At 68.5% G+C, this 20,161-nt stretch carries 21 protein-coding genes and 1 pseudogene; 10 read left to right on the forward strand and 12 right to left on the reverse strand.

Annotated elements, in window-relative coordinates; translation table 11 throughout:
• Nucleotides 1–172: 172 nt before the first annotated feature.
• The 3 genes from U5N23_RS23520 to U5N23_RS23530 form a co-directional block, all read right to left on the reverse strand.
• Nucleotides 173–514 carry a cyclophilin-like fold protein gene (locus U5N23_RS23520; protein ID WP_179683697.1) on the reverse strand — a complete coding sequence of 114 codons (342 nt, stop codon included), beginning with the start codon at nt 512–514 and terminating at the stop codon, nt 173–175.
• 188 nt (nt 515–702) lie between these two features.
• Nucleotides 703–1,920 carry an MFS transporter gene (locus U5N23_RS23525; RefSeq protein WP_416208657.1) on the reverse strand — a complete coding sequence of 406 codons (1,218 nt, stop codon included), beginning with the start codon at nt 1,918–1,920 and terminating at the stop codon, nt 703–705.
• Nucleotides 1,920–3,062, reverse strand: coding sequence for an alpha/beta hydrolase (locus U5N23_RS23530; RefSeq protein WP_416208658.1), 1,143 nt, complete (start codon nt 3,060–3,062; stop codon nt 1,920–1,922). The genes U5N23_RS23525 and U5N23_RS23530 overlap by 1 nt, the downstream gene beginning before the upstream one ends.
• A 168-nt stretch (nt 3,063–3,230) precedes the next feature.
• Here U5N23_RS23530 and U5N23_RS23535 point away from each other — a divergent pair, with 168 nt between their 5' ends.
• On the forward strand, nt 3,231–4,136 hold the full coding sequence (locus tag U5N23_RS23535) for a LysR family transcriptional regulator (RefSeq protein WP_322595136.1): 906 nt from the start codon (nt 3,231–3,233) through the stop codon (nt 4,134–4,136).
• 113 nt (nt 4,137–4,249) lie between these two features.
• Here the strand turns inward: U5N23_RS23535 and U5N23_RS23540 are convergent, their stop codons facing one another.
• Nucleotides 4,250–5,146 (reverse strand): LysR family transcriptional regulator, encoded by an 897-nt coding sequence (locus U5N23_RS23540; protein ID WP_322595137.1) that lies wholly within the window; start codon nt 5,144–5,146, stop codon nt 4,250–4,252.
• Between the two features lie 166 nt (nt 5,147–5,312).
• Here U5N23_RS23540 and U5N23_RS23545 point away from each other — a divergent pair, with 166 nt between their 5' ends.
• From U5N23_RS23545 to U5N23_RS23560, 4 genes are all read left to right on the forward strand, one after another.
• Complete coding sequence (locus U5N23_RS23545; protein ID WP_322595138.1) at nt 5,313–5,816, forward strand: cupin domain-containing protein; 504 nt, start codon at nt 5,313–5,315, stop codon at nt 5,814–5,816.
• Nucleotides 5,782–6,576 carry a carboxymuconolactone decarboxylase family protein gene (locus U5N23_RS23550; RefSeq protein ID WP_322595139.1) on the forward strand — a complete coding sequence of 265 codons (795 nt, stop codon included), beginning with the start codon at nt 5,782–5,784 and terminating at the stop codon, nt 6,574–6,576. Before U5N23_RS23545 ends, U5N23_RS23550 begins: the two co-directional genes overlap by 35 nt.
• 1,060 nt (nt 6,577–7,636) lie before the next feature.
• The gene (locus tag U5N23_RS23555) at nt 7,637–8,200 is read left to right on the forward strand and encodes a hypothetical protein (RefSeq protein ID WP_322595140.1); all 564 of its coding nucleotides are present in this window, start codon (nt 7,637–7,639) and stop codon (nt 8,198–8,200) included.
• Between the two features lie 205 nt (nt 8,201–8,405).
• Nucleotides 8,406–9,026: a hypothetical protein gene (locus tag U5N23_RS23560; protein ID WP_322595141.1), complete on the forward strand. Its 621-nt coding sequence runs from the start codon at nt 8,406–8,408 to the stop codon at nt 9,024–9,026.
• A 27-nt stretch (nt 9,027–9,053) separates the two neighbouring features.
• Here the strand turns inward: U5N23_RS23560 and U5N23_RS23565 are convergent.
• Together U5N23_RS23565 and U5N23_RS23570 are read right to left on the reverse strand one after the other, a co-directional pair.
• Nucleotides 9,054–10,121: pseudogene (locus tag U5N23_RS23565) on the reverse strand (hypothetical protein); the annotation flags it as partial.
• A 257-nt stretch (nt 10,122–10,378) separates the two neighbouring features.
• Nucleotides 10,379–10,708 (reverse strand): hypothetical protein, encoded by a 330-nt coding sequence (locus U5N23_RS23570; RefSeq protein ID WP_322595142.1) that lies wholly within the window; start codon nt 10,706–10,708, stop codon nt 10,379–10,381.
• A gap of 179 nt (nt 10,709–10,887) precedes the next feature.
• On the opposite strand from U5N23_RS23570, the gene U5N23_RS23575 reads away from it, so the two are divergent.
• The gene (locus U5N23_RS23575; protein ID WP_322595562.1) at nt 10,888–11,823 is read left to right on the forward strand and encodes a LysR family transcriptional regulator; all 936 of its coding nucleotides are present in this window, start codon (nt 10,888–10,890) and stop codon (nt 11,821–11,823) included.
• Nucleotides 11,807–12,838, forward strand: coding sequence for a tripartite tricarboxylate transporter substrate binding protein (locus U5N23_RS23580; RefSeq protein WP_322595143.1), 1,032 nt, complete (start codon nt 11,807–11,809; stop codon nt 12,836–12,838). Before U5N23_RS23575 ends, U5N23_RS23580 begins: the two co-directional genes overlap by 17 nt.
• Before the next feature lie 9 nt (nt 12,839–12,847).
• Here U5N23_RS23580 and U5N23_RS23585 read toward each other — a convergent pair whose 3' ends face one another.
• Nucleotides 12,848–14,005, reverse strand: a complete 1,158-nt coding sequence (locus U5N23_RS23585) for an ABC transporter substrate-binding protein (protein ID WP_322595144.1) — start codon at nt 14,003–14,005, stop codon at nt 12,848–12,850.
• A 191-nt stretch (nt 14,006–14,196) separates the two neighbouring features.
• Here U5N23_RS23585 and U5N23_RS23590 point away from each other — a divergent pair, with 191 nt between their 5' ends.
• Nucleotides 14,197–14,631, forward strand: coding sequence for a hypothetical protein (locus U5N23_RS23590; protein WP_322595145.1), 435 nt, complete (start codon nt 14,197–14,199; stop codon nt 14,629–14,631).
• A gap of 108 nt (nt 14,632–14,739) precedes the next feature.
• Here U5N23_RS23590 and U5N23_RS23595 read toward each other — a convergent pair whose 3' ends face one another.
• The gene (locus tag U5N23_RS23595) at nt 14,740–15,087 is read right to left on the reverse strand and encodes a hypothetical protein (protein WP_322595146.1); all 348 of its coding nucleotides are present in this window, start codon (nt 15,085–15,087) and stop codon (nt 14,740–14,742) included.
• 23 nt (nt 15,088–15,110) lie between these two features.
• Nucleotides 15,111–15,311, reverse strand: a complete 201-nt coding sequence (locus U5N23_RS23600; protein ID WP_322595147.1) for a hypothetical protein — start codon at nt 15,309–15,311, stop codon at nt 15,111–15,113.
• A 258-nt stretch (nt 15,312–15,569) separates the two neighbouring features.
• On the opposite strand from U5N23_RS23600, the gene U5N23_RS23605 reads away from it, so the two are divergent.
• Together U5N23_RS23605 and U5N23_RS23610 are read left to right on the forward strand one after the other, a co-directional pair.
• Nucleotides 15,570–15,908 (forward strand): I78 family peptidase inhibitor, encoded by a 339-nt coding sequence (locus tag U5N23_RS23605; RefSeq protein ID WP_322595148.1) that lies wholly within the window; start codon nt 15,570–15,572, stop codon nt 15,906–15,908.
• Between the two features lie 101 nt (nt 15,909–16,009).
• Nucleotides 16,010–17,203: an MFS transporter gene (locus tag U5N23_RS23610; RefSeq protein ID WP_322595149.1), complete on the forward strand. Its 1,194-nt coding sequence runs from the start codon at nt 16,010–16,012 to the stop codon at nt 17,201–17,203.
• Here U5N23_RS23610 and hemW read toward each other — a convergent pair whose 3' ends face one another.
• From hemW to rph, 3 genes are all read right to left on the reverse strand, one after another.
• Entirely contained in the window at nt 17,204–18,481 is a 1,278-nt protein-coding gene (hemW, locus tag U5N23_RS23615) for a radical SAM family heme chaperone HemW (RefSeq protein ID WP_322595150.1), read from the reverse strand. It lies immediately after the preceding gene.
• Nucleotides 18,482–18,661: 180 nt separating this feature from the next.
• Entirely contained in the window at nt 18,662–19,261 is a 600-nt protein-coding gene (gene rdgB / locus U5N23_RS23620; RefSeq protein WP_322595151.1) for an RdgB/HAM1 family non-canonical purine NTP pyrophosphatase, read from the reverse strand.
• 53 nt (nt 19,262–19,314) lie between these two features.
• Complete coding sequence (gene rph / locus U5N23_RS23625) at nt 19,315–20,046, reverse strand: ribonuclease PH (protein WP_322595152.1); 732 nt, start codon at nt 20,044–20,046, stop codon at nt 19,315–19,317.
• Between the last annotated feature and the right edge of the window lie 115 nt (nt 20,047–20,161).

Raw genomic sequence — 20,161 nt, forward strand, 5'->3', positions numbered from 1 at the left:
CCACGCAGGGGCGCTGGCCGATGGGGCTGGGCGTGTTGTTCTCATCGTTCTTTGCCGCACATCGAGTTTGTCGAGCAGCCGGGTGTTTGACTACCGAACGATTGCTTATTGCTGCTATTACCTTGGCTAATAATTCCCCGCAATGCAAGGCGGGCGCGCAATGGAGTGACCGCTACCAGCGCGAGAACGTGATGCGAGCGGTGCCCTGGCCGAGCGCCTGCGCCAGGCCGCTCGGGTCGTCGACGCGGCCAAGGCGCGTGTATGAATAGGCCGACTCGAAACCCAAGTAGAAAAGGACCAGGGTGTCTGAGCCGTACAGCATCAGGTCGCCGTTGCTTATCGTGCCCGGTCGAATTGCATTTGCGGGCAGTGCCTTGGGCAGCTTGGCGTGCTTCTCATTGCTGTTGAGGTCCGGCATGTCCAGCGTCAGCGGCAATTGGCTGACAAATGCGCGGGCGGCATCGGTATCGGCCACCGTGAGTGTGAAACGACGGTTTCCAACGGTGAGCTGCATGCGCGTTGCCTTTGAAGTGTCGGATGCCAGTGCTGCGTCTGCCTGGCTTGCCAAGGGCGCGCTGGGCCGCGCCTGTCCAGCAGCATTGCCGACGCCAAACATAAGGAGTGCGGCGGCCAGGCCAGTAGCCAGCATCTGCGAGGGACGGTGAGCGCGCACCGTGGGGGCGGGCAATGGGTCATGTTGCGTCATGTGGATTCAGCGTGGCTCGCACGCGCCGTCAAGGTGACGAGGAATGCGCCGACCAGGAGCAGTGCGGCGCTGAAGGCGAAAGTAGCCTGGTAACCACTGGCATCGAACAGCAGTCCACCGGCGGTGGACCCCAGTGCGATGGACAGCTGCACCACCGCCACCATCAGCCCGCCGCCCGCCTCGGCGTCCTGCGGGAGGGTCTGCGCGATCCAGGTCCACCAGCCGACCGGGGCTGCAGTGGCCACCAGGCCCCACAGCGCCAGGAGCACGGTGGTGGCGACCACGGAACTGCCCAGGGCCGTGAGCAGCACCGCGATGGCAGCCATCACCACCGGGATGATGGCCAGGGTGGCATAGAAACCTGCTTTCAGAAATCGCCCGATGAGCAGGGTGCCGATGAAGCCCGCGACGCCGAGCGCGAGCAGGATGAGAGACAGCATGGACACACCGACCCCTGTCACCGCCTCCAGGAACGGCCGCAGGTAGGTGAACAGCGCAAACTGCCCCATAAAGAAGATGCCCACCGCCAGCATGCCGAGCACGAACCGCCGGCTCTTGAAAAGTCGGAGCACGTTGCCAGACCCTGCGCGCGGCAAGGCCGGCATGGCGGGCAGGCTGAACCACTGCCAGGCGAATGCGAGCACAGCGATGGGCACCAGGCACAAGAAGGCCCCGCGCCAGCCCATGATGGACGCAAGGTAGCTGCCCAGCGGCGCGGCGATGACCGTGGCCAGTGCGTTGCCGCCGTTGAAGATCGCCAGCGCGCGGGGCACCTTGGACGGTGGCACCAGCTGCATGGCAGTGGCAGCCGACAGGGACCAGAAGCCGCCGACGACCACGCCGATCAGCGCCCGGCCCACCATGTACGTGAGGTAGTTGGGCGCAAGGCCGACGATGGCACCGGAAACACACATCATCGCCGTCAGCGCGAGCAGCAGCGCCTTGCGATGGATTCGCCCTGCAACCGCTGGGATCGACAGGCTGGCAAGCACCGCAAAAGCGCCGGAGATGGCAATGCCCTGCCCGGCCATGCCCTCGGTGACCTGCAGGTCCGATGCCATTGGCGTCAACAGGCTCACGGGCATGAATTCCGAAGCGATCAGCGCAAAGACGCACAGCGTCATCGCGAAGACTCCGCCCCAGTGCGCAGAGCGACCACCGCTTTCCTGGTCAAGCGGTATGCCGGCGGTCGCGGTGATGGCAGGGGCCGCCATCAGACCCGGGCCTTGATGAGGTGGCGGTCAAAGAACGATGCCAGCTTGTCCCATGGGATCAGGGTCACCCGGTCGTACAGGTCCACATGGCCAGCACCGGGCACGTAGTGCAGTTCCTTGGGCTCGGCAGCGCGCTTATAGGCGTCTTCGCTGAACTCCTTGGAGTGCGCCTGGTCGCCGGCGATGAACAGCAGCGGCCGGGGCGAGATCGTCTCGATGTCGTTGAACGGGTAGAAGTTCATGAACTTCACGTTGCTGCTCAGCGTTGGCATGGTGGTGGTCTGTGACGAAGCGCCCAGCGGCGTGAACTCGCCGCGCGGGGTGCGGTAGAAGTCGAAGAATTCGCGCTGGATCGGGTGCGTGTCCGCTTTCAGCCTGAGCACCGTGCCGCCGGTGTACTGCACTGCACCGCCGTTGAACTCCACGTCGCGCTGCGCTGCGGCGGAAGCGATGATCTGCTTGCGCTGCGCCAGCGTTTGCGAGTGGTTGAGCGCATTGCGGTTGGCCGCCCCCATGTCGTACATGCTGACCGTGGCGATGGCCTTCAGGCGCGGGTCGATCTTGGCGGCGCTGATGACGAAGCTGCCGCTGCCGCACACGCCGATGGCGCCGATCTGCTGCCGGTCCACGAACGCCTGGCTGCCCAGAAAGTCGACCGCGGCGCTGAAGGTTTCGGCATACATGTCGGGAGACACCGCATTGCGCGGCTGGCCCTCGCTGCCGCCCCAGAATGCCAGATCCACCGACAGGGCCACGAAGCCCCGCTCGGCCATCTTCGTTGCGTAGAGATTGGCGCTTTGCTCCTTGACCGCGCCCATGGGGTGGCCGACCACGATGGCCGGGGTGCGCTTGTTGCGGTCCAGCGTGCTGGGCACGAACAGGGTGCCAGTCACGGTCATGCGGTATTGGTTCTTGAAGCTCACTTGCTGCACGATGACCTGGTTGCTCGTGTAGAAGTTGTCGGCGCCAGGGGGCACCGATGCGCCCATCTTCGGTGCAGCTGCGAATGCCGTGCTGCCCGCGGTCGACAGCATGCCGGCGGCTGCGCTGGTGCCGGCGATCCTCAGGAATTCGCGCCGGTCGGGCAACGGTTCGGCTTGCCCGACGGCGGATGGGAGGGTGTGGTCTGCTTGATGTTTCATGGCCGGAGTTCCTTGTGCTGTGGGTGCGCCGCGGCTGCCTGCGCTCATGCCCTGAGGCTTGCAGGCAAGTGTGCCGGTCGAGGCATCCATTGACTAGGTAATGAATGCTTAATACATTTATTAGCCTTGATAACAAGTCGAATAACAAGTTGTAAGGAAGCGCCATCGATGCCACGACGCAATTTCAACGATCTGCTGGCCTTCGTGACGGTCGCGCGCGAGGGGAGCTTCACGCGCGCTGCGGGCACGCTGGGGGTCACCCAATCCGCACTCAGCCAGGCCATCCGCGGACTCGAAGAGGGCCTGCAGATCCGCCTGCTGACGCGCACCACCCGCAGCGTCGCGCCGACATCGGCCGGCGAGCGGCTCATGAAGGCCATCGGGCACCGCTTCGAGGAAATCGAGGCCGAGCTCGACGCACTGACCGAGCTGCGGGACAAGCCCGCAGGCACGGTGCGCATCACCTGTGGCGACAACGTGCTGCACACGGTGCTGCTGCCCAAGCTCGCGCCACTGCTGCGCGAGTACCCCGAGATCAAGCTGGAGTTCGACGTGAACTACAGCTTTCGGGACATCGTGGCCGACCGGTTCGACGCCGGTGTGCGCATGGGCAACACGATCGACAACGACATGATTGCCGTGCCCATCGGCCCGCCGCTGCAGATGGCCGTGGTCGCTTCTCCCGGGTATTTCGCGGCCAACCCCATTCCCAGGACACCCGCAGACCTCACCAGCCACCAGTGCATCAACCAGCGCATGCCGACATCGGGCGGCCTGTATGTCTGGGATTTCGAGAAGCGCGGCCGCAAGATGAATGTGCGTGTCGATGGGCCGCTGATCTTCAACACCTCCGCGCCGCAAGTCGACGCGGCGTTGGCCGGGCTGGGCATCTCCCTGCTGCCCGAAGATGAGCTGATGCCGCACATCGCATCGGGGCGGCTGGTGCGCGTGCTGCAGGACTGGTGCCCCAAGTTTGCCGGCTACCACCTGTACTACCCCAGCAAGCGCCAGCCCTCGCCCGCGTTTTCGCTGGTGGTGAAGGCGCTGCGCTTGAGCGGGTCACGAGCAGCCTAGTCGCCGAGTGCGCCAGAACGAGACACCCGATCTGCCAAGACTTCTGTTGTGCACTGCGGGCCGACTGGTGAGGGTGATGGTTGCATGACCCATGCCGCTGCTGCACGCTTTACCTATCCACGCCAGCGCAGTGCCTCGATCACCAGGGCCAGCGCGGGCGCAGTCTGGCGGCGGTTGGCATAGTACAGGTGGTAGGGCGAGAAGCTGGGCCACCAGTCCTTCAGCACCGGTACCAGGCGGCCCTGCTCGGCGTGCGGCTGCACCAGCTCCAGCGGCACGTAGCAAAAGCCCAGCCCGTCCAGCGCCGCCTGCAGCATCAGCTGGGTGTTGTTGAACACCACCTGTCCTTGCACGCGCACGGCCAGGGCCTGCCCGTCCTTCTCGAAATCCCAGGCATACAGGCCGCCGTGCGTGGGCAGGCGCAGGTTCACGCACTGGTGCCCGGTCAGCTCGTGGGGCGTGAACGGCAGTGCCTTGCCCGCCAGGTAGGCCGGTGAGGCCGCTACCGCCATGTGCAGCGGCGGCCCGATGCGCACCGCCACCATGTCCTTGTCCACCCGGTCTCCCACGCGCACGCCCGCATCGAAGCCTTGCGAGGCGATGTCGGTGAAGGCGTAGTCCACGCTGAACTCGATGCGGATGTCGGGGTACTCCAGCAGCAGCGGTTGCAGCCGGGGCCAGAGCACGGTGGCAATGGCGTGGTCGTGCGCGGTGATGCGCACGGTGCCGGCAGGCTTGTCGCGCATGGCGCTCAGGGCGCCCAGCTCGGCCTCGATTTCCTGCAGGCGTGGGGCGACCGTGGCCAGCAGGCGCGCCCCGGCCTCGGTGGTGGAGACGCTGCGCGTGGTGCGGGCCAGCAGGCGCACGCCCAGGCGCGCCTCCAGCGCCAGCATGGCATGGCTGAGCGCCGAGCGCGACAGGCCCACCTGCGCCGCGGCGCGGGTGAAGCTGCGCTCGCGCGCCACCACCACGAAGGCGCGCAGATCGTTGAGGTTTTCGCCGGGGGACATGGATTGGTGAATGTGCTGCACAAGTGCATGCCGATTTTGGCATCTTCTCAGCCCAATCGCCTCTGCCTACAGTCACTGCAGCGGGCCGGGGGTGGTCACAGCCAACCTCCCGCACCCCTCAGATCCCCTCCCCTCCCTCCTTTTCATCCTTCAGGAACCCCAGCCTATGAACCCCACCCTCATGCGAACCGCGTTGGTCCTGGCCGTGGCCCAGGGCGGCGCGGCGGCCGCCACCGAGGCACCCACCGCCACCAGCACGCAGCAGATCACCCGGGCCGGCGCGCAGGCCTCGGCCGCCGGGCCCGATGCCTTCTTCACCGGCCGCGTGCGCGTCGATCCGGTCTGGCCTGCCGACAAGGGCATCAGCGCCTCGGGCGCCCATGTCACCTTCGAGCCGGGCGCCCGCTCTGCCTGGCACACCCACCCCGCAGGCCAGCGGCTGGTGGTGGTCTCGGGCACAGGCCGCACGCAGGAATGGGGCAAGCCGGTGCAGGAGATCCGCCCTGGCGACGTGGTCTGGTGCCCGCCCGGCGTGAAGCACTGGCACGGCGCTGCGCCCAGCACGGCCATGACCCACCTGGCCGTGACGGGCACGGCAGATGGCAAGAACGTCGAATGGATGGAAAAGGTCAGCGATGAGCAATACCACAGCAACACCACGGCGCGTTGAGCGCATGGCCCGGCTCGCAGCCATCGGCCTGCTGGCGGGCCTGGCACTTGCACCGAGCCATGCATCCACCAGCCCCCAGGAACCCAAGGCCATGCAACCCACCACCGCGCAGACCAGCGAGACGCTATCGCCGCGCCAGCAGGCCATCGTGCCCATCGCCGCCTTCGCGGCGGCCGGCGACATCGCGCGCCTGGGCCCCGCGCTGAACCAGGGCCTGGATGCGGGCCTTACCGTGGCCGATGCGCGCGAGGTGCTGGTGCAGGTGTATGCCTACGCGGGTTTCCCGCGCAGCCTGAACGCGCTGGGCGAGCTCATGAAGGTGCTGGAGGCCCGCCGCCAGCGCGGCGTGCAGGACGCCCCCGGGCGCCCGCCCAGCCGGCCCATCCCGCAGGGCGATGCCCTGCTGGCAGCCGGCACGGCCAACCAGACCCGCCTGGTGGGTGCGCCCGTCAAGGGCCCTCTGTTCGACTTCGCGCCGGCCATCGACGAGTACCTCAAGACCCACCTGTTCGGCGACATCTTCGAGCGCGACAACCTGGATTGGCAGAGCCGGGAAATCGCCACGGTAGGCATGCTCTCGGCCCTGGCCGGCGCCGAATCGCAGCTGCAGTCGCACATGGGCATCAGCATGAACGTGGGGCTCACGCCTGGCCAGTTGCGCCAGCTCGCGCAGGTGCTGGCCGAGCGCGTGGATGGCGCCCATGCGGCCCGCGCCGACGCGGCGCTGGTGCGGGCCCTGGCTGCTCGGGGTGGCAAGTAGCGGCAGTTGGCAAGGGCAGCAGCGCCGACACCGGGCCCACAGTCCACAGCCGCCGTGGATGACCCTGTGGAAAACGCTGATGGATACGGCGCAAAGCCAATGCCGGCGCGGGCTGTAACGCGGTGCCTGCGATTTCATCAATGCCCCGAGCGGGCGAGTGTGAGGGTGCCCTGCGTCCACATGCACGGTCCACAGACGGCGTGGATGACCCTGTGGACAAGCACTGGGCATGCACGTCAAATCCAGCACTGGCGCGGCCTGCAACGCGGTGCCTGCGAATTCATCAGCGCGGCGCGGGTACCGGAGAGCCTGGCCTGTCCGCCGCAAACCGGCCCGGCTCCTTGCCATGCCTTTGGCGCCTGCCACGCACCGGCGGCCGAACCAGTCCACAGCCACCGTGGATGACCCTGTGGAAAAGGCCTGTGCATGCCGCGCAAAGCCAATGCCGGCGCGGCTTGCAACGCGGTGCCTGCGGATTGACCAATGACCGTGCAGGGAGCGCAAACGGCGTCCGCAAAGTCCACAGCCGGCGTGGATGACTTTGTGGATAACCCCTGTGCAGACACGCCACATCCAGCACTGGCGCGGCCTGCAACGCAGTGCCTGCGATTTCATCAGCCGCGCGCCGCAGCCGCCCCCCTTGCCTGCCGCAAGGCGCGCCGGAAGCGCAGCCTGCGTGCGCTGCCACACCATCCACAGCCACCGTGGATGACCCTGTGGAAAACCCTGATGGATGCACCGCAAAGCCAGCACTGGCGCGGTCTACGACGCGGTGCCTGTTCTTTCATCAGCCCACTTCCGCGCGCCGCAGCATAGTGGTGGGCCACTTTTCAGGCCCTGGCGCATGGTTGGCAATGGCCCGACTGTAGCGCCGCGCACCTCCCCGGTACACCTTGCCACGCAGCCCACTGCAGCAGTCCACAGCCACCGTGGATGACTCTGTGGATAACCCCTGTGCATGCCGGCCAGGCCCAGTGCCGGCGCGGGTTGCAACGCGGTGCCTGCGATTTGACCAATCCACCGCCGCATGCGCGGCTACACTGCCTGCAGGAGGTGTGCCATGCAAGCAGATTCGTCACCCGCGGCCGGCAAGGGCCCCTTTTTGCCGGACGTTGCCAGGATCGCGCTGGGCGTGTTCATCGGCGGTCTGGCCGCCCTGTTCGCCCACGATGCCATCGTCGGCCAGCGCCCGCCACCACCGGCGGCCACGCCCGCCGTGCAGACACCGCCACGGCCCGTGGGCGATGACAGCACCAGCAGCGGCACACCCAGCACGCAGGCTGCCCCTCCACCCATGGTGGCCCAGCCCGCGCCGCCACCGGCACCGCCCGCCCCCGAACCCGCGCCGCCAGCGTCTGCACAGACCGCAGCACCCCAGGTCGAGGCCCCGCCGCCCACTGCGCCGGTGCAGGACGCGGGCCAGAAGAAGGTCGACGACGAGCTCAAGACCGCCCAGGCCCTGGCCGCCCGGCTCGAATCCGAGCGCCAGCAGCGCCGCGCCGACGCCTGGGCCCGCTACTTCCAGCCCAGCCCGGTGTGCCGCGCCGACCCGGCCACCGGCGCCTGCGCCGACGCCCACCTCGCGGCGCGCAAGCGCTTCGACGCGCAGTACGTGGACCGCTGACGGTGCATTCCAGGAGGCTGTCGGACTTGGAAATCGTCGGCTGCAAATCGGCCGCAGCGGTCCATTTTTCACCGTCTTTTTGCCCCATAGCCTGGCTATGGGGCTGCAAATCCGGCAAAAACTGTCCTCGCTGGGGCCGATTTTCGCTTTCGACGCTTCAAGTCCGACAGCCTCCTAACGGCGACACCCCCGCCCTTCTTCGCCGATGAACAGCCAGCTTCGCTTCGTGATGCACCCCGACGATGAGCGTGAGTTTGCCGCGCAGGTTCTTGCCGACCCTGCGGTGCTGCTGATCGACGGGCCGCGCTGGCCAGCCGCCGCGCCGCAGACCTTCCGCTCCCTTGATGCCATCCGCGGCAGCTATTGCATCCTCTGGTCGCCCGATGACCAGGCAGCGCTGCAAGCCCGCTACATCGCCGGCTGCAACGACTGGTACTGCGAATCGGAAGACGCCACCGTTCAGTTCCTGCGCTCCGAGCTCTTCGCGGAAGGCGTGCTCACCGAGGGGCGCATCGCGGTGGCCACGGGCATCGCCAGCGCGCAGGCCGCCCAGGGGGTGGAGCGGCGCTACAAGGCGCTGGGCCGCTTCGTGCGCAAGCACTACATCAACGCGGTGGTCAGCTGGTGCAACCCCAGCCTGCCCTTCGGCCCGGCCGGGCCGGGGCGCTCGGCCAACCTCGGCAAGCCCGACGCCCAGGTCTGGGTGGGCCCGCATGCGCTGCAGTGGCTGCGCGATGGGAGTGCGCAGCAACGCCGCACCATCAAGCAGTCGCGCAATGCGGTGGTGGAGGCGCGGTTGGCCGACAGTTTCACCACTGCGGCCTGAAAGCCGACCGCACCGTCCCCGATGGCCTTACGGCCGCGTGCGCGCCGGCACACGCGTCTCCAGCGCGCTGGGCACATAGGCCGGCGCAAAGGTGCAGCCCGTGCCGAAACGCGCTTCCAGCGCGGTGCAGCGCTGCGCCACGCTGGCGGGCGTGGGCTTGGTGCGCGTTTCCACCCAGTCGAGCAGCGAGGTCACCAGCGCCGGGTAGGTCGGGTCGCTGATGTAGCTGTGCGTGCCGCTGGTCACGAAGGTCTGCACCAGGCGGTCGCCACTGCCGCCGCGGTCCATCACGGTCTTGAAGTAGGCGTCCAGTTCGACGAAGGCCGTGGGGTCGTTGATCCACTTGGTGGTGAGCACGGGCACGGGGATGGTGCCCTTGGGGTCGGTGTCGTCGGCAAAGCGCTGCACGGCAACCGGGTCGGCGCGGTAGCGCAACACGCCGGCGTTGAGCGCGGCATCGTCGGCCGAGCCGCTGTAGACCACGCCGGTGTTGCCGAAGGGGCTGGCGCCGCCGGTGCGCCTGGCTGTCACGTCCTGGAAGTGGTAGGTGCCCCAGCTCAGGTGGGCCGATATCGAGCTGGAGGGGATCTTGATGACCTTCTCGATGGTCTCGACCTTGCGCTGCTGCTCGGGTGTGCGCTGCGCGGCGGGCTTGTCCAGGCCCAGGCATTCGTTGGCACGGGCGTTGAAGTCGTCGCGTGCCAGGGTCAGCGTGGCCGGCAGGCCCAGGTTGAGCGCGTAGCTCGCCTCGGTGGGACGCGGGTGGTTGTTGCACAGGTACTGGTAGACGGCGCGCAGGTCCAGGCGGAAGTCGTACGAGCGCGTGCCGCCGGCCAGCACACCGCTGGTGAGCAGCACCGCGTCGTACGGTTGCGCGCCCACGGTCTGCGCGGTGAACATCTCGGCGGCCTTGGCGGCCACGCCCGCGCCCCACGACTGCCCGTGCAGCACCGTGCGCTTGGGCACCGCCACATGCTCGTTGAAGATGCGGCGCAGGCGCTCGGTGTCCTCGGCCGCGGCGCGCACTTCGACCCCGCCCTGGCGGAAGGTGGAGCCCGCCCAGGCGTAGCCGGCCTTGACCATGATGGCCCAGCGGCAAGAGCCTGTTCATAGTCTTTTTGAAGCCGCGTTGGAGTGCAATCGGGATGAGTGGATGCTTCGGGTGCGCCGCATGGGCCCATGCCCATGCAAGCAGCCGGGGCGTCCAATCGCCCGATTTCACTCCAACCCTTCGGGCAAGTGCCTTTTCGGGCGGTCTGCGGCGTTGCGGCGCTTGTTGATAGCCGAGCTATCAACTGCGCACCGCGCCTTGCATCCCATCCCGAAAAGGGACTTGCGCGGCTTCAAAAAGACTATGAACAGGCTCTAGGGTCTTCCCGCGCGCGCTCGGCCGTGGGGGCGGCCAGGTCGGGCCCGCCGTGGGCGTGCAGGATCAGGTTGCCGCCCCAGTCCTTGGGCGTGGCGATGAGGTAATAGGCGCCGGCCGAGTCGCGCCCGCCCAGGCAGGTGGCCGTGGCGGGCACTTCTGCCGGGCAGGCCACTGCGACGGGTTTGGCCTCGGGCGGGTGGGAGGGACTGTCGCTGCCGCCGCAGGCCGACAGCAGGGTGATGGTCGAGAGGGTGGTCAGGACGGACAGGGTCGACGAAGCGACCGGGCTGCGCGGGCCGGTGGTGGAACGCATGGATTGTGTCTCCGGATGTTGTTGTGGCAAAAGCGTGCTCCTCTGCGCAATGCACAGGCGGGCGCGCAGCCCGCCACAGGGAAACCGACGAGGCCGGTTGCAGGGAACAGGGCGTATCCTAGAAGCGTAGGCTGCACATGCCAAACACCTGAATAATCTGTGGTCCATACGTTATGAATATCGAGTTTCGGCACCTGCGCTACTTCGTCGCCGTCGCGGATGCCCGGCACATCACGCGCGCCGCCGAGCGCCTGGGCATGCAGCAGCCCCCGCTGAGCCAGCAGATCAAGGGACTGGAAGTGGAGCTCGGTGTGCCCCTGTTCCTGCGCCACCCCAAGGGCGTGACGCTGACCGATGCGGGCCAGCTCTTCTACGCCGAGGCCACGCGCCTGCTGCGCGACTGCGCGGCCATGCAGGAGCGCATGCTGGCCTTTGCCGACGGCAGCCAGGGCATGCTGTCCATAGGCTTCACCAGCTCGTCGGCGGCGCACGACTTCACGCCCGAGGCCCTGCGCATGTGCCGCGCCACCCACCCCGGCATCCAGCTGGTGGTGAGCGAGAACAACGCCGCCGAGATCACCGAGGCGGTGGCCTCGTCGCGCCTGCACTGCGGCTTTCTGCGCGTGCCCGTGGCCTGGCCCAAGGGCGTGGTGCTCAAGACCCTGCTGCAGGAGCCCGCCGTGCTGGCCATGCCGCGCGACCACCCGCTGGCGCAGGCGCCTGTGGGCAAGAAGCAGCCGCCCGTGCAGCTCAAGGAGCTGCAGGGCGAGAAGTTCATCTTCGTGCGCAAGCCCGGCGCACCGGGGCTGTATGCCAACCTGCTGGAGCTGTGCACGCGCGAGGGCGTGGCCATCAACGTGGTCTCGGAGGTGGACCGCATGATGACCAACCTGAACCTGGTGGCCGCCGGTGCCGGCATTTCGGTGGTGCCCTCGTCCATGCAGGGCACGCACCACAACGCCATCGTCTACCGGCCGCTGGCGCGCGCGGTCAAGCTCGGTGCACCGCTGACGCTGGCCTGGCGCAAGAGCGACTGCCACGGCCCCACGGCCGCCTTCGTCGAGCTGGTCACCAAGATCGCGGCCGGGAGGGCCAAAGTTGCCGCGAAGCCCTGAGCCCCCGCGGCCCGCCATCGCCGCATTGGCCCGCCGCCGCCTGCTGCGCTGGGCCGCGGGCGGCGCGGCCCTGGTGGCTACAGCACCGGCCTTGCATGCAGCCGCCGCACCGCGCTGGCCCAACCGCCCGGTGCGCCTGATCGTGGTGTACCCGCCCGGCGGCGTGAGCGATGCGACGGCGCGCGCGCTGGCGCAGCCGCTGGCACGCGCGCTGGGCGTTCCCGTGCTGGTGGACAACCGTGCAGGGGCCGGCGGCTCGGTGGGCATCGACCTGCTGGCCCGGGCCGCGCCCGACGGGCACACGTTGGCGTTCTCGGCCATCACACCGCTCACGCTGCAGCCGCTGCTGGTATCCGGCGGCCTGCGCGACCCGCTGGGCCTGGTGGCGCCCGTCGTGGGCATCATGCACACGCCGGTGCTGGTGATGGGCACGCCGGCGCTGGGCCCGCGCTCGTTCACCGAGATGGTCGCCCTGGCCCACACGCGGCCCGGCGCGGTGCGCTGGGCCAGCTCGGGTGTGGCCACCACCGGGCACATGGTGCTGGTGCAGACGCGGCTGCACAGCGGTGCCGACATCACCCACGTGCCCTACCAGGGCGGCGGCGCGCAGCTCAACGACGCGCTGGGCGGCCAGTTCGAGGTGCTGTCCTCCAACCTTGCGGCGCAGCAGCTCGAGTACGTGGGCGCCGGGCGCCTGCACGCGCTGGCCGTGGGCTCGCCCGCGCGCATGCCAGCGCTGCGCGAGGTACCCACCCTGGCCGAACTGGGCTACCCGCGCGCCAACCTGAGCTCGCTGTTCGGCCTGTTCGCGCCCGCACACACGCCCGCAGCGGTGGTGCAGGGCCTCAACGATGCCGTCAACCGCATTCTCAACGCCGGGGGCTTCGCCGCAATGCTCAGGGACAAGCACCTGCTGCCCGCAGGCGGCACGGTGGCCGCTTTCGCGCAGCAGATCACCGCCGACCGGCAGGGCAACGAGGCGCTGGTGCGCCAGAGCGGCGCCGTGCTGCGCTGAGGTGGGTGGTTACTGCCGGATGCGGCCGGTGGCGCTCACGATGGACAGCTCCACGAAGCGCGAGCCCCCGCGCTGTCCGGGGCGGTAGCCCACGGTGTAGCCGCCCAGGTCCAGGCTGTCGATGCTGTCCAGCGCAGCGGCCAGGTTCTCGCGCGTGGGCCGGGCACCGGCGCGGCGGGTGGCCTCGGCGATCACCTTGGCGGTGATGTAGCCTTCCATCATGGCGTAGCTCACGGGCACGTCGGGGTCGCCGCTCTTGGCCTGCACCTCGCGGAATTCCTTGCTCAGCTTGCTCGATGGGCGGTAGGGGTTGGGCGTGACCTGGGCGATCGAGATGCCCTGCATGTGCTCTTCGGCCAAGCGCTTGGCCAGTTGCTCCAGGTCCACATCGGACGAGGCGAAGAGCCGCGCCGTGCCGCCTTCCAGCCGGTATTTCTCGATGAAGGCCGAGGCGGCGGCGCCGCTGGTGATGAGGATGATGGCCTGGGGCTTGGCCGCCTGCAGCAGATTGTTGGCGTTCTCCATGCGCAGGGTGTCCATCTCGTAGGAGCCCTTGGCCACGAGGCTGCCGCCGTTCTTCTTCACCGCCTCTTCGGCGCTGGCGAGCAGCGCCGGGGCGTCGGGCCCGTCTTCGTACAGCAGACCCAGCTTGGTGATGCCCACGGTGGCCAGGTGCTCGGAGATCTTGCCGATCTCGTCGCGCAGGCCGGCACGCACGTTGTACAGCAGGGGCGAGTCGGGCTGGAAGGTGCTGCTGCGGTAGCCCACCAGCGCGATCTTCTCCTTGGCCAGCAGGCCGGACTTCTGCAGCGCGGCCAGGTTGCCGGCGCCCATGTAGCCGGCCAGCAGCAGCGGGCGCTGCTCGGCCAGCAGTTGCTGGGTGGCTGCCAGCGTCTGGTCGGCGCGGCCGCCATCGTCCTTGCGGGCCAGCACCAGGGTGTTGCCGTTGATGCCACCGGCCTTGTTGACGTGGTTGAAGTACATCTGCATGCCCGCCGAGTAACCCCGGCCGTCGCTGGCCTTGAGGCCCGACAGCGGCGCCACCTGGCCGACCACGATGGGGGCTGCCTGCGCCGCTCCCACCATGGCGGCGAGCAGCACGCCCACACATAGAACAGGGCTGGCAAGCCAGTGGCGGACAGTGGTTGCGGCGGCGCTCGGGTTCATGTGTCTCCTCGGTTTTATCTCGTTATGGACATGCCGGCGCAGGCGCGCCGGTGGCCGAGCGCGTTTATACCAGCACCCTCACCCGGTCGACAGCCTTCTGTCAGCTTTGATTTGGGAGAAAACTGGCCATGCGGGCTTGCGCTCTGGCCTGGAGAGTGCAACCATGGGTATCCAATTCCCGGGGGAATACCATGAAGAAGCTGCTCTTGCTGCTGTTGGCCTTGGTGGTATCGCATGGCGCGCTGGCGCAGGCCAGCGAGGCGCCGACCCTCGATGCCGTGCAGTTGCCGCTCCTCGAACGGCCTGCGGCCAGCCCCGCCCCCAAAGGGGCCACCGGCCAGGCTCTGGTGATCGAGCCCACCTATTTCTACACCTACCTGCTGAGCACCAGCACAGGCACCACGTACCCGGTGGCCACCCAGAGCCTCGGCTACCTGACGCGCAACGATGCCTTCAACGAACTGACCGGCTATCTGGGCTGCACGACAGCGGGCACCTTCGTCCCGTTCGACGGCTACGTCGCGGACCGGTACAACTGCCCCTTCTACAACGGCATCATCGTGGTGGCCTGGGCGCCCAACCTGGTTTACGCGCCCTGGATCTGGTACTACTACCTGATCCCCTGACAGGGCAGCGCTCCGTGCCCGCCCAAAGGGCAGCACAGCGCATCGGCAAAAGCGGCATGCAGAGTACCGGCAGCAGCGCACGCGGCGGTGCGAGGGGACATGACCCGGTCAGCGCGCCACAAGAGCCAGGACCAGCAGGCGCTCAGCGATGTCGTCGGCATCCTGCTCCATCTCTGCCAGGCTGAAGCTGCCCGCGCACCATCCCCCGTACCAGATGCGGAAGGCCTTCACGCCAGCAGCGGGCGAGTGCTCGCCATACCAGCGGATGGCTTCGTCGATGCGCGAGTGGTAGGTGGGCGTGCCGACCTGATCGCGCTCATCGAACATGCGCGCACGGTAGCTGTGCGCGCCGTCGTGGGCGATGTGCAGGATAAGGCTGCCTGGCAAATGACTGTCCTCCTCACGCGCCCCGCCCTGGCGCGGGTCGGGGCTGGGGCTGGCAATGGCGGCAAGCATGGTGGTGTTGTCCTGCAAGGCCATCAGCCCATGGCCTGGAATTCGCCACGGAAGGTGTCCCCGAACTGCGGCTCCACCTGCACATGGGCCATGTCGGTCCGGCCCACCATGAGGTACTCGCTCTGCTGGGACTGGGAGGCCGCACGCATGGGTTGGCCCATCTGCAGCGGATTGGGCTCGCCGATCAGGTCAAGGCGCCTCATCTGAAGGTCTTCGAAGTGCATGGTGTCCATCCTCGCGTTCGGCAAAAACAGTGGCTATGGCTGCATTGGCGCACTTCCGGCTGTGGAGCGGGGTCGGAGAGCCCAGGCCCCCGGTGTAGGAAATGTCCTGCACCATGGCAGCTCCCCAGTAGGCACGGCCATGGCGGTTACGCCGCGTCACAAATGGGCGGCGCGCAAGGCGGTATGGTGGTGGGCGTACCCCGTTGTTCCAACGGGCTCCCTTGCGCGTTCCGCCGTCACTTTCAGGAGATTCATTCCATGCGCCGCATTCCCCAACGCCCCCTTCTCGCCACCTGCGCGGGCCTCGCCCTGGCCCTGATCGCGGGCTGTGCCGGCACCCCCGCGCGCGCGCCAGCGGCCGACACGCCGTCCGTGGGCCCCGGCCCCAGGGGTGGCACCTGCAATGCCGCGCCGGCCCAGGGCGCCAAGGGCAAGCAGCCCACGGCCAGCACGGTGGAACAGGCGCGCGTGGCTTCGGGCGCGGCCATGGCGCGCGTGCTGCGCGACAACCAGCCCGTCACGATGGAGTTCAACGCCGAGCGGCTGAACCTGGTGACCGACGCGAGCGGCAAGATCACCACCGTGCGCTGCGGCTGAGCGAGCGCTGCGGGCAGGTGCCGGGCAGGGCCGGATATCATGCCCGGGGCGGCCCGCCCTCTCCTTCTTTTCCACCCCTTCGCGCCGCACCTTCCTGCCCGATGCCGCTGCGCTCGCTCACCACCCCGTCCCGCACCACCCGCGCCATCGCCGCGCTGTCGCTCACCCAGCTCATCGGCTGGGGCTCCACCTTCTGGCTGCCTGCCGTCACGGGGCCGGCCATGGCGGCCGAACTGGGCATGGGGCTGCCACTGGTGATGGCCGGGCCCACGGCCATGCTGGTGGTGATGGCCCTGGTCTCGTGGCCGCTGGGCGCCGTGTTCGAGCGCCATGGCGCGCGCCCGGTGATGGTGCTGGGCTCGCTGCTGGGCGCTTTCGGCCTCATGCTCGTGGGCCTGGCGCAGGGCCCGGTGTCTTACCTGCTGGCGTGGACGGTGCTGGGCCTGGCCGGTGCCGGCATGCTGAGCACGCCGGCGCAGATCGCGGTGACCGAAATCGCTGGCGACAAGGCGCGCCGGGCGCTGGGTGTGCTGATCCTCGCCGGGGGCCTTACTTCCACGCTGTTCTGGCCGCTCACGGGGCTGCTGCAGGCCCAGTGGGGCTGGCGCGCGGCGACGCTGGCTTTCGCCGCACTGGTGCTGCTGGTCTGCCTGCCGCTGCACTGGACCATGCTGGCGCGCCGGCCCCGGGGGAAAACCGCCACCAAGGCGCCGGCCGCGCCGGCTCAAATCGACCGCCCCCGCTTCGCCCTGCTGGCCGTGGGCTTTGCGGCCAATGGCTTCGTGACCTGGGGCTTTGCCCTGACCATCATCATCCTGTTCGAGGCTTCGGGCCTGAGCCATGCAAGCGCGCTGGCTGCCGCCTCCTTCATCGGCATCGCGCAATGGGCCGGGCGCCTGTTCGACTTCCTCGGCGGCGGCCGCTGGTCGGGCTTCGCCATGGGCCTGGCAGCCGCAGCCCTGTTTCCACTGAGCTTCATCGTGCTGCTGATGGGCAGCAGCTTTGCCAGCGCCCTGTTGTTTGCGCTGGTGTACGGGGTTGCGGGCGGCGTCATCGCCGTCAGCCGCGCCACACTGCCGCTGCTGGTCTTTCCGGCCAGCGCCTATGCGCGCGCGTCGGCACGGCTGGCCATGCCGCTGAACCTCTCGTTCGCTGCCGCGCCGCCGGTGTTCGCCGCCATCATGGCCGCGGCGGGACCCCACGCAGCCCTGTGGCTGGCCTTCGGCATATCGCTGCTGGCGCTGGGCGCATTGTTCGGCCTGTGGCGCTTGCAGGGCGCCCCCCGCAGCGCCTGATCAGTCGGCCAGGAACAGCTCCTGCAGGTCGCTCAGGAAGTCGAAGCCCCGCTCCGTGGGCCGCACCTGGCCTGCCAGGTCACGCACGATCAGCCCCTTGGCCTCGGCCTTCTCCAGCGCCTTGGCGATGGCGGTGACGGGCAGGCCGGTGCGCTCGGTGAAGTCCTTGAGCGCAAAGCCCTCGCGCAGGCGCAGGGCGTTGAGCATGTACTCGAACGGCAGGTCGGCACGGCGCACCTCTTCGTCCTGCGCCACGGCGTGGCCAGCCAGGGCGTTGTCCATGTAGCGGCCCGGGTCGCGAAAGCGCACCTGGCGCACCACGCGGTGGGCAAAGCTGAGCTTGCTGTGTGCGCCCGCGCCGATGCCCAGGTAGTCGCCGAACTGCCAGTAGTTGGTGTTGTGCCAGCACTGGTGGCCGGGCCGCGCATAGGCCGATATCTCGTAGCGCGACAGGCCCGCCGCGCCCGTCATCTCGGTGATGCGGTCGAGCATGGCGTAGGCCTGGTCGTCCTCGGGGATGGCCGGCGGGTACTTCGCGAAATAGGTGTTGGGCTCGATGGTCAGGTGGTAGATGGAGATGTGCGGGGGATTCAGCGACAGGGCCGTGGCCATGTCTTCCTCCAGCTCGGCCGGGGTCTGCCCCGGCAGGGCGTACATGATGTCGAGGTTGAAGGTGTCGAAGGCCTCGGCGGCTTCACGCACGGCGGCCAGGGCCTGGGCGCGGTCGTGCACGCGGCCCAGGGCCTGCAGATGCCGGTCGTTGAAGCTCTGCACGCCGATGGACAGGCGCGTGATGCCTGCGGCGCGAAAGGCCTTGAAGCGGTCCTTCTCGAAGGTGCCGGGGTTGGCCTCCATGGTGATCTCGCAGTCGGCCTCCAGGCGCAGGCGCGCGCGGATGTCGCCCACCAGGCGGTCGATGGCCGCCGGAGAGAACAGGCTCGGGGTGCCGCCGCCGATGAAGATGCTGTGCACCGAGCGGCCCCAGATCAGGGGCAGCGCGGCCTCCAGGTCGGCCATCAGGGCGTCGATGTAGCGCTGCTCGGGCACCTGGCCGGGGGCAGCGGGCGCGCCATCGGCCCCTGCGGCGGCGCCCCGGTACTCGTGCGAGTTGAAGTCGCAGTACGGGCACTTGCGGATGCACCAGGGCAGGTGCACGTACAGCGACAGCGGCGGCAGGCTCTGCAGTTGCAGCAGGCCGGCGCGCATGTAGTGCTGGATGTCGCGCACCACGGCGGGCTCGGCGGCCTCGGTGTCGGGGACGATGGGGATGTGGGTCATGGGACTTCGGCGGCCGGCTCAGAGGCTGGGAATTTTTTGGCCGTGTCCGAGGGGCGCGCCAAAACGCCTCGGATCTAGGCGCAAAGCACAGCCATAGCTCGGGCTATGGCGAGCATTTGCAACGACGAGCCGGGGTGTTTTGGCGTGCAAGGCGGGCATGGACGAAAGATTCTCAGCCTCTCAGAACCAGCGCTCGCGCATCAGCGCCAGCATCTGCTGGGCCGAGCGGCCGCGGTGGCTGTGGGCATTCTTCACTTCCACAGGCAGCTCGGCAAAGGTCTTGCCGAACTCGGGGATGAACATCACGGGGTCGAAGCCGAAGCCGTTGCTGCCGCGCGGCTCGCGCGTGATCTCGCCGACCACGCGGCCCACGGCGATCAGCGGTTCCGGGTCTTCGGGGCTGCGCACCGCCACCAGGGTGCTGACCATGGCGGCGCGGCGCTGGTCGATGTGCTGCATCTGCTCCAGGATGGCGCGCACATTGGTGTCGTCGCCTTTTTCGTAGCCGAACTGCGTGGCGTAGTAGGCCGTGTCCACGCCCGGCAGGCCGCCGAAGGCGTCCACGCACAGGCCGGCGTCGTCGGCCAGGGCCGGCAGGCCGGTGTGGGCGGCGGCAAAGCGCGCCTTGGCCAGGGCGTTCTCGACAAAGGTGCGAAACGGCTCGTCGGCCTCGCCCACGCCCAGGTCACCCTGGCGCACGAGTTCGACCGAGAGCGGCGCCAGCATGGCCTGCAGCTCGGCCAGCTTGCCACGGTTGTTGGATGCGAGGACCAGTTTCATCGTAGAGGAACCATCTTGTTATGGGGGGCCGGAGCGGCCCGAGGGCATCGGAATCAGTCGCGCAAGGCCTGCTGCTGCAGGGTGATCAGCTCGGCAATGCCTTTTTCGGCCAGGGCCAGCAGCGCATCCATCTCCTTGCGCGTGAAGGCCACGCCCTCGGCCGTGCCCTGCACTTCCACATAGTGTCCGGCACCGGTCATGACCACGTTCATGTCGGTGTCGCAGCCCACGTCTTCCACATATTCCAGGTCGAGCAGCGGCGTGCCTTCGACGATGCCCACCGAGATGGCGGCCACGGGCTGCAGCAGGGGCGATTGGGTGATCTTGCCGGCAGCCAGCAGCTTGGTGACGGCGTCCTGCGCGGCCACCCAGGCGCCGGTGATGGCGGCGGTGCGGGTGCCGCCGTCGGCCTGGATCACGTCGCAGTCGAGCTGGATGGTGCGCTCGCCAAGCAGCTTCAAATCGAACACGGCGCGCAGGCTGCGGCCGATGAGGCGCTGGATCTCCTGCGTGCGGCCGTTCTGCTTGCCGCGCGCGGCCTCGCGATCGCTGCGGCTGTGGGTGGCGCGCGGCAGCATGCCGTACTCGGCCGTCACCCAGCCTTCGCCGCTGCCGCGCTTGTGCGGCGGCACGCGCTCTTCGACCGAGGCGGTGCACAGCACCTTGGTGTTGCCGAACTCGATCAGCACCGAGCCCTCGGCATGCATGGTGTAGTGGCGCGTGATGCGCACGGGGCGCAATTGGTCGGCGGCACGGGCGCCGGTGCGGGTGAAGGTGGTGGTCATGTGGTTTCCAGTGTCAAAGGGAAAGCCCGCGCGCGCCGCACCCGGGACGGTGAGCGTGCGACAGGCGAGGCTGGGGGCGGGGCCAGAGGCGGTCCGCACAGGGCGCTGCGCGCCT

Origin of the sequence: Acidovorax sp. (assembly GCF_034519795.1) — a bacterium.
In the GTDB taxonomy this organism is placed as follows: domain Bacteria; phylum Pseudomonadota; class Gammaproteobacteria; order Burkholderiales; family Burkholderiaceae_C; genus Acidovorax.

Coding starts and splice junctions, on each gene's coding strand:
- U5N23_RS23555 (WP_322595140.1), top strand. CDS start 7,637: ATGCAAGCAGATTCGTCACCCGCGGCCGGCAAGGGCCCCTTTTTGCCG.
- U5N23_RS23530 (WP_416208658.1), bottom strand. CDS start 3,062: ATGAAACATCAAGCAGACCACACCCTCCCATCCGCCGTCGGGCAAGCC.
- U5N23_RS23605 (WP_322595148.1), top strand. CDS start 15,570: ATGCGCCGCATTCCCCAACGCCCCCTTCTCGCCACCTGCGCGGGCCTC.
- U5N23_RS23540 (WP_322595137.1), bottom strand. CDS start 5,146: ATGTCCCCCGGCGAAAACCTCAACGATCTGCGCGCCTTCGTGGTGGTG.
- U5N23_RS23585 (WP_322595144.1), bottom strand. CDS start 14,005: ATGAACCCGAGCGCCGCCGCAACCACTGTCCGCCACTGGCTTGCCAGC.
- U5N23_RS23570 (WP_322595142.1), bottom strand. CDS start 10,708: ATGCGTTCCACCACCGGCCCGCGCAGCCCGGTCGCTTCGTCGACCCTG.
- U5N23_RS23590 (WP_322595145.1), top strand. CDS start 14,197: ATGAAGAAGCTGCTCTTGCTGCTGTTGGCCTTGGTGGTATCGCATGGC.
- U5N23_RS23550 (WP_322595139.1), top strand. CDS start 5,782: ATGAGCAATACCACAGCAACACCACGGCGCGTTGAGCGCATGGCCCGG.
- U5N23_RS23595 (WP_322595146.1), bottom strand. CDS start 15,087: ATGCTTGCCGCCATTGCCAGCCCCAGCCCCGACCCGCGCCAGGGCGGG.
- rph (WP_322595152.1), bottom strand. CDS start 20,046: ATGACCACCACCTTCACCCGCACCGGCGCCCGTGCCGCCGACCAATTG.
- hemW (WP_322595150.1), bottom strand. CDS start 18,481: ATGACCCACATCCCCATCGTCCCCGACACCGAGGCCGCCGAGCCCGCC.
- U5N23_RS23535 (WP_322595136.1), top strand. CDS start 3,231: ATGCCACGACGCAATTTCAACGATCTGCTGGCCTTCGTGACGGTCGCG.
- rdgB (WP_322595151.1), bottom strand. CDS start 19,261: ATGAAACTGGTCCTCGCATCCAACAACCGTGGCAAGCTGGCCGAGCTG.
- U5N23_RS23545 (WP_322595138.1), top strand. CDS start 5,313: ATGAACCCCACCCTCATGCGAACCGCGTTGGTCCTGGCCGTGGCCCAG.
- U5N23_RS23525 (WP_416208657.1), bottom strand. CDS start 1,920: ATGGCGGCCCCTGCCATCACCGCGACCGCCGGCATACCGCTTGACCAG.
- U5N23_RS23600 (WP_322595147.1), bottom strand. CDS start 15,311: ATGCACTTCGAAGACCTTCAGATGAGGCGCCTTGACCTGATCGGCGAG.
- U5N23_RS23610 (WP_322595149.1), top strand. CDS start 16,010: ATGCCGCTGCGCTCGCTCACCACCCCGTCCCGCACCACCCGCGCCATC.
- U5N23_RS23520 (WP_179683697.1), bottom strand. CDS start 514: ATGCAGCTCACCGTTGGAAACCGTCGTTTCACACTCACGGTGGCCGAT.
- U5N23_RS23560 (WP_322595141.1), top strand. CDS start 8,406: ATGAACAGCCAGCTTCGCTTCGTGATGCACCCCGACGATGAGCGTGAG.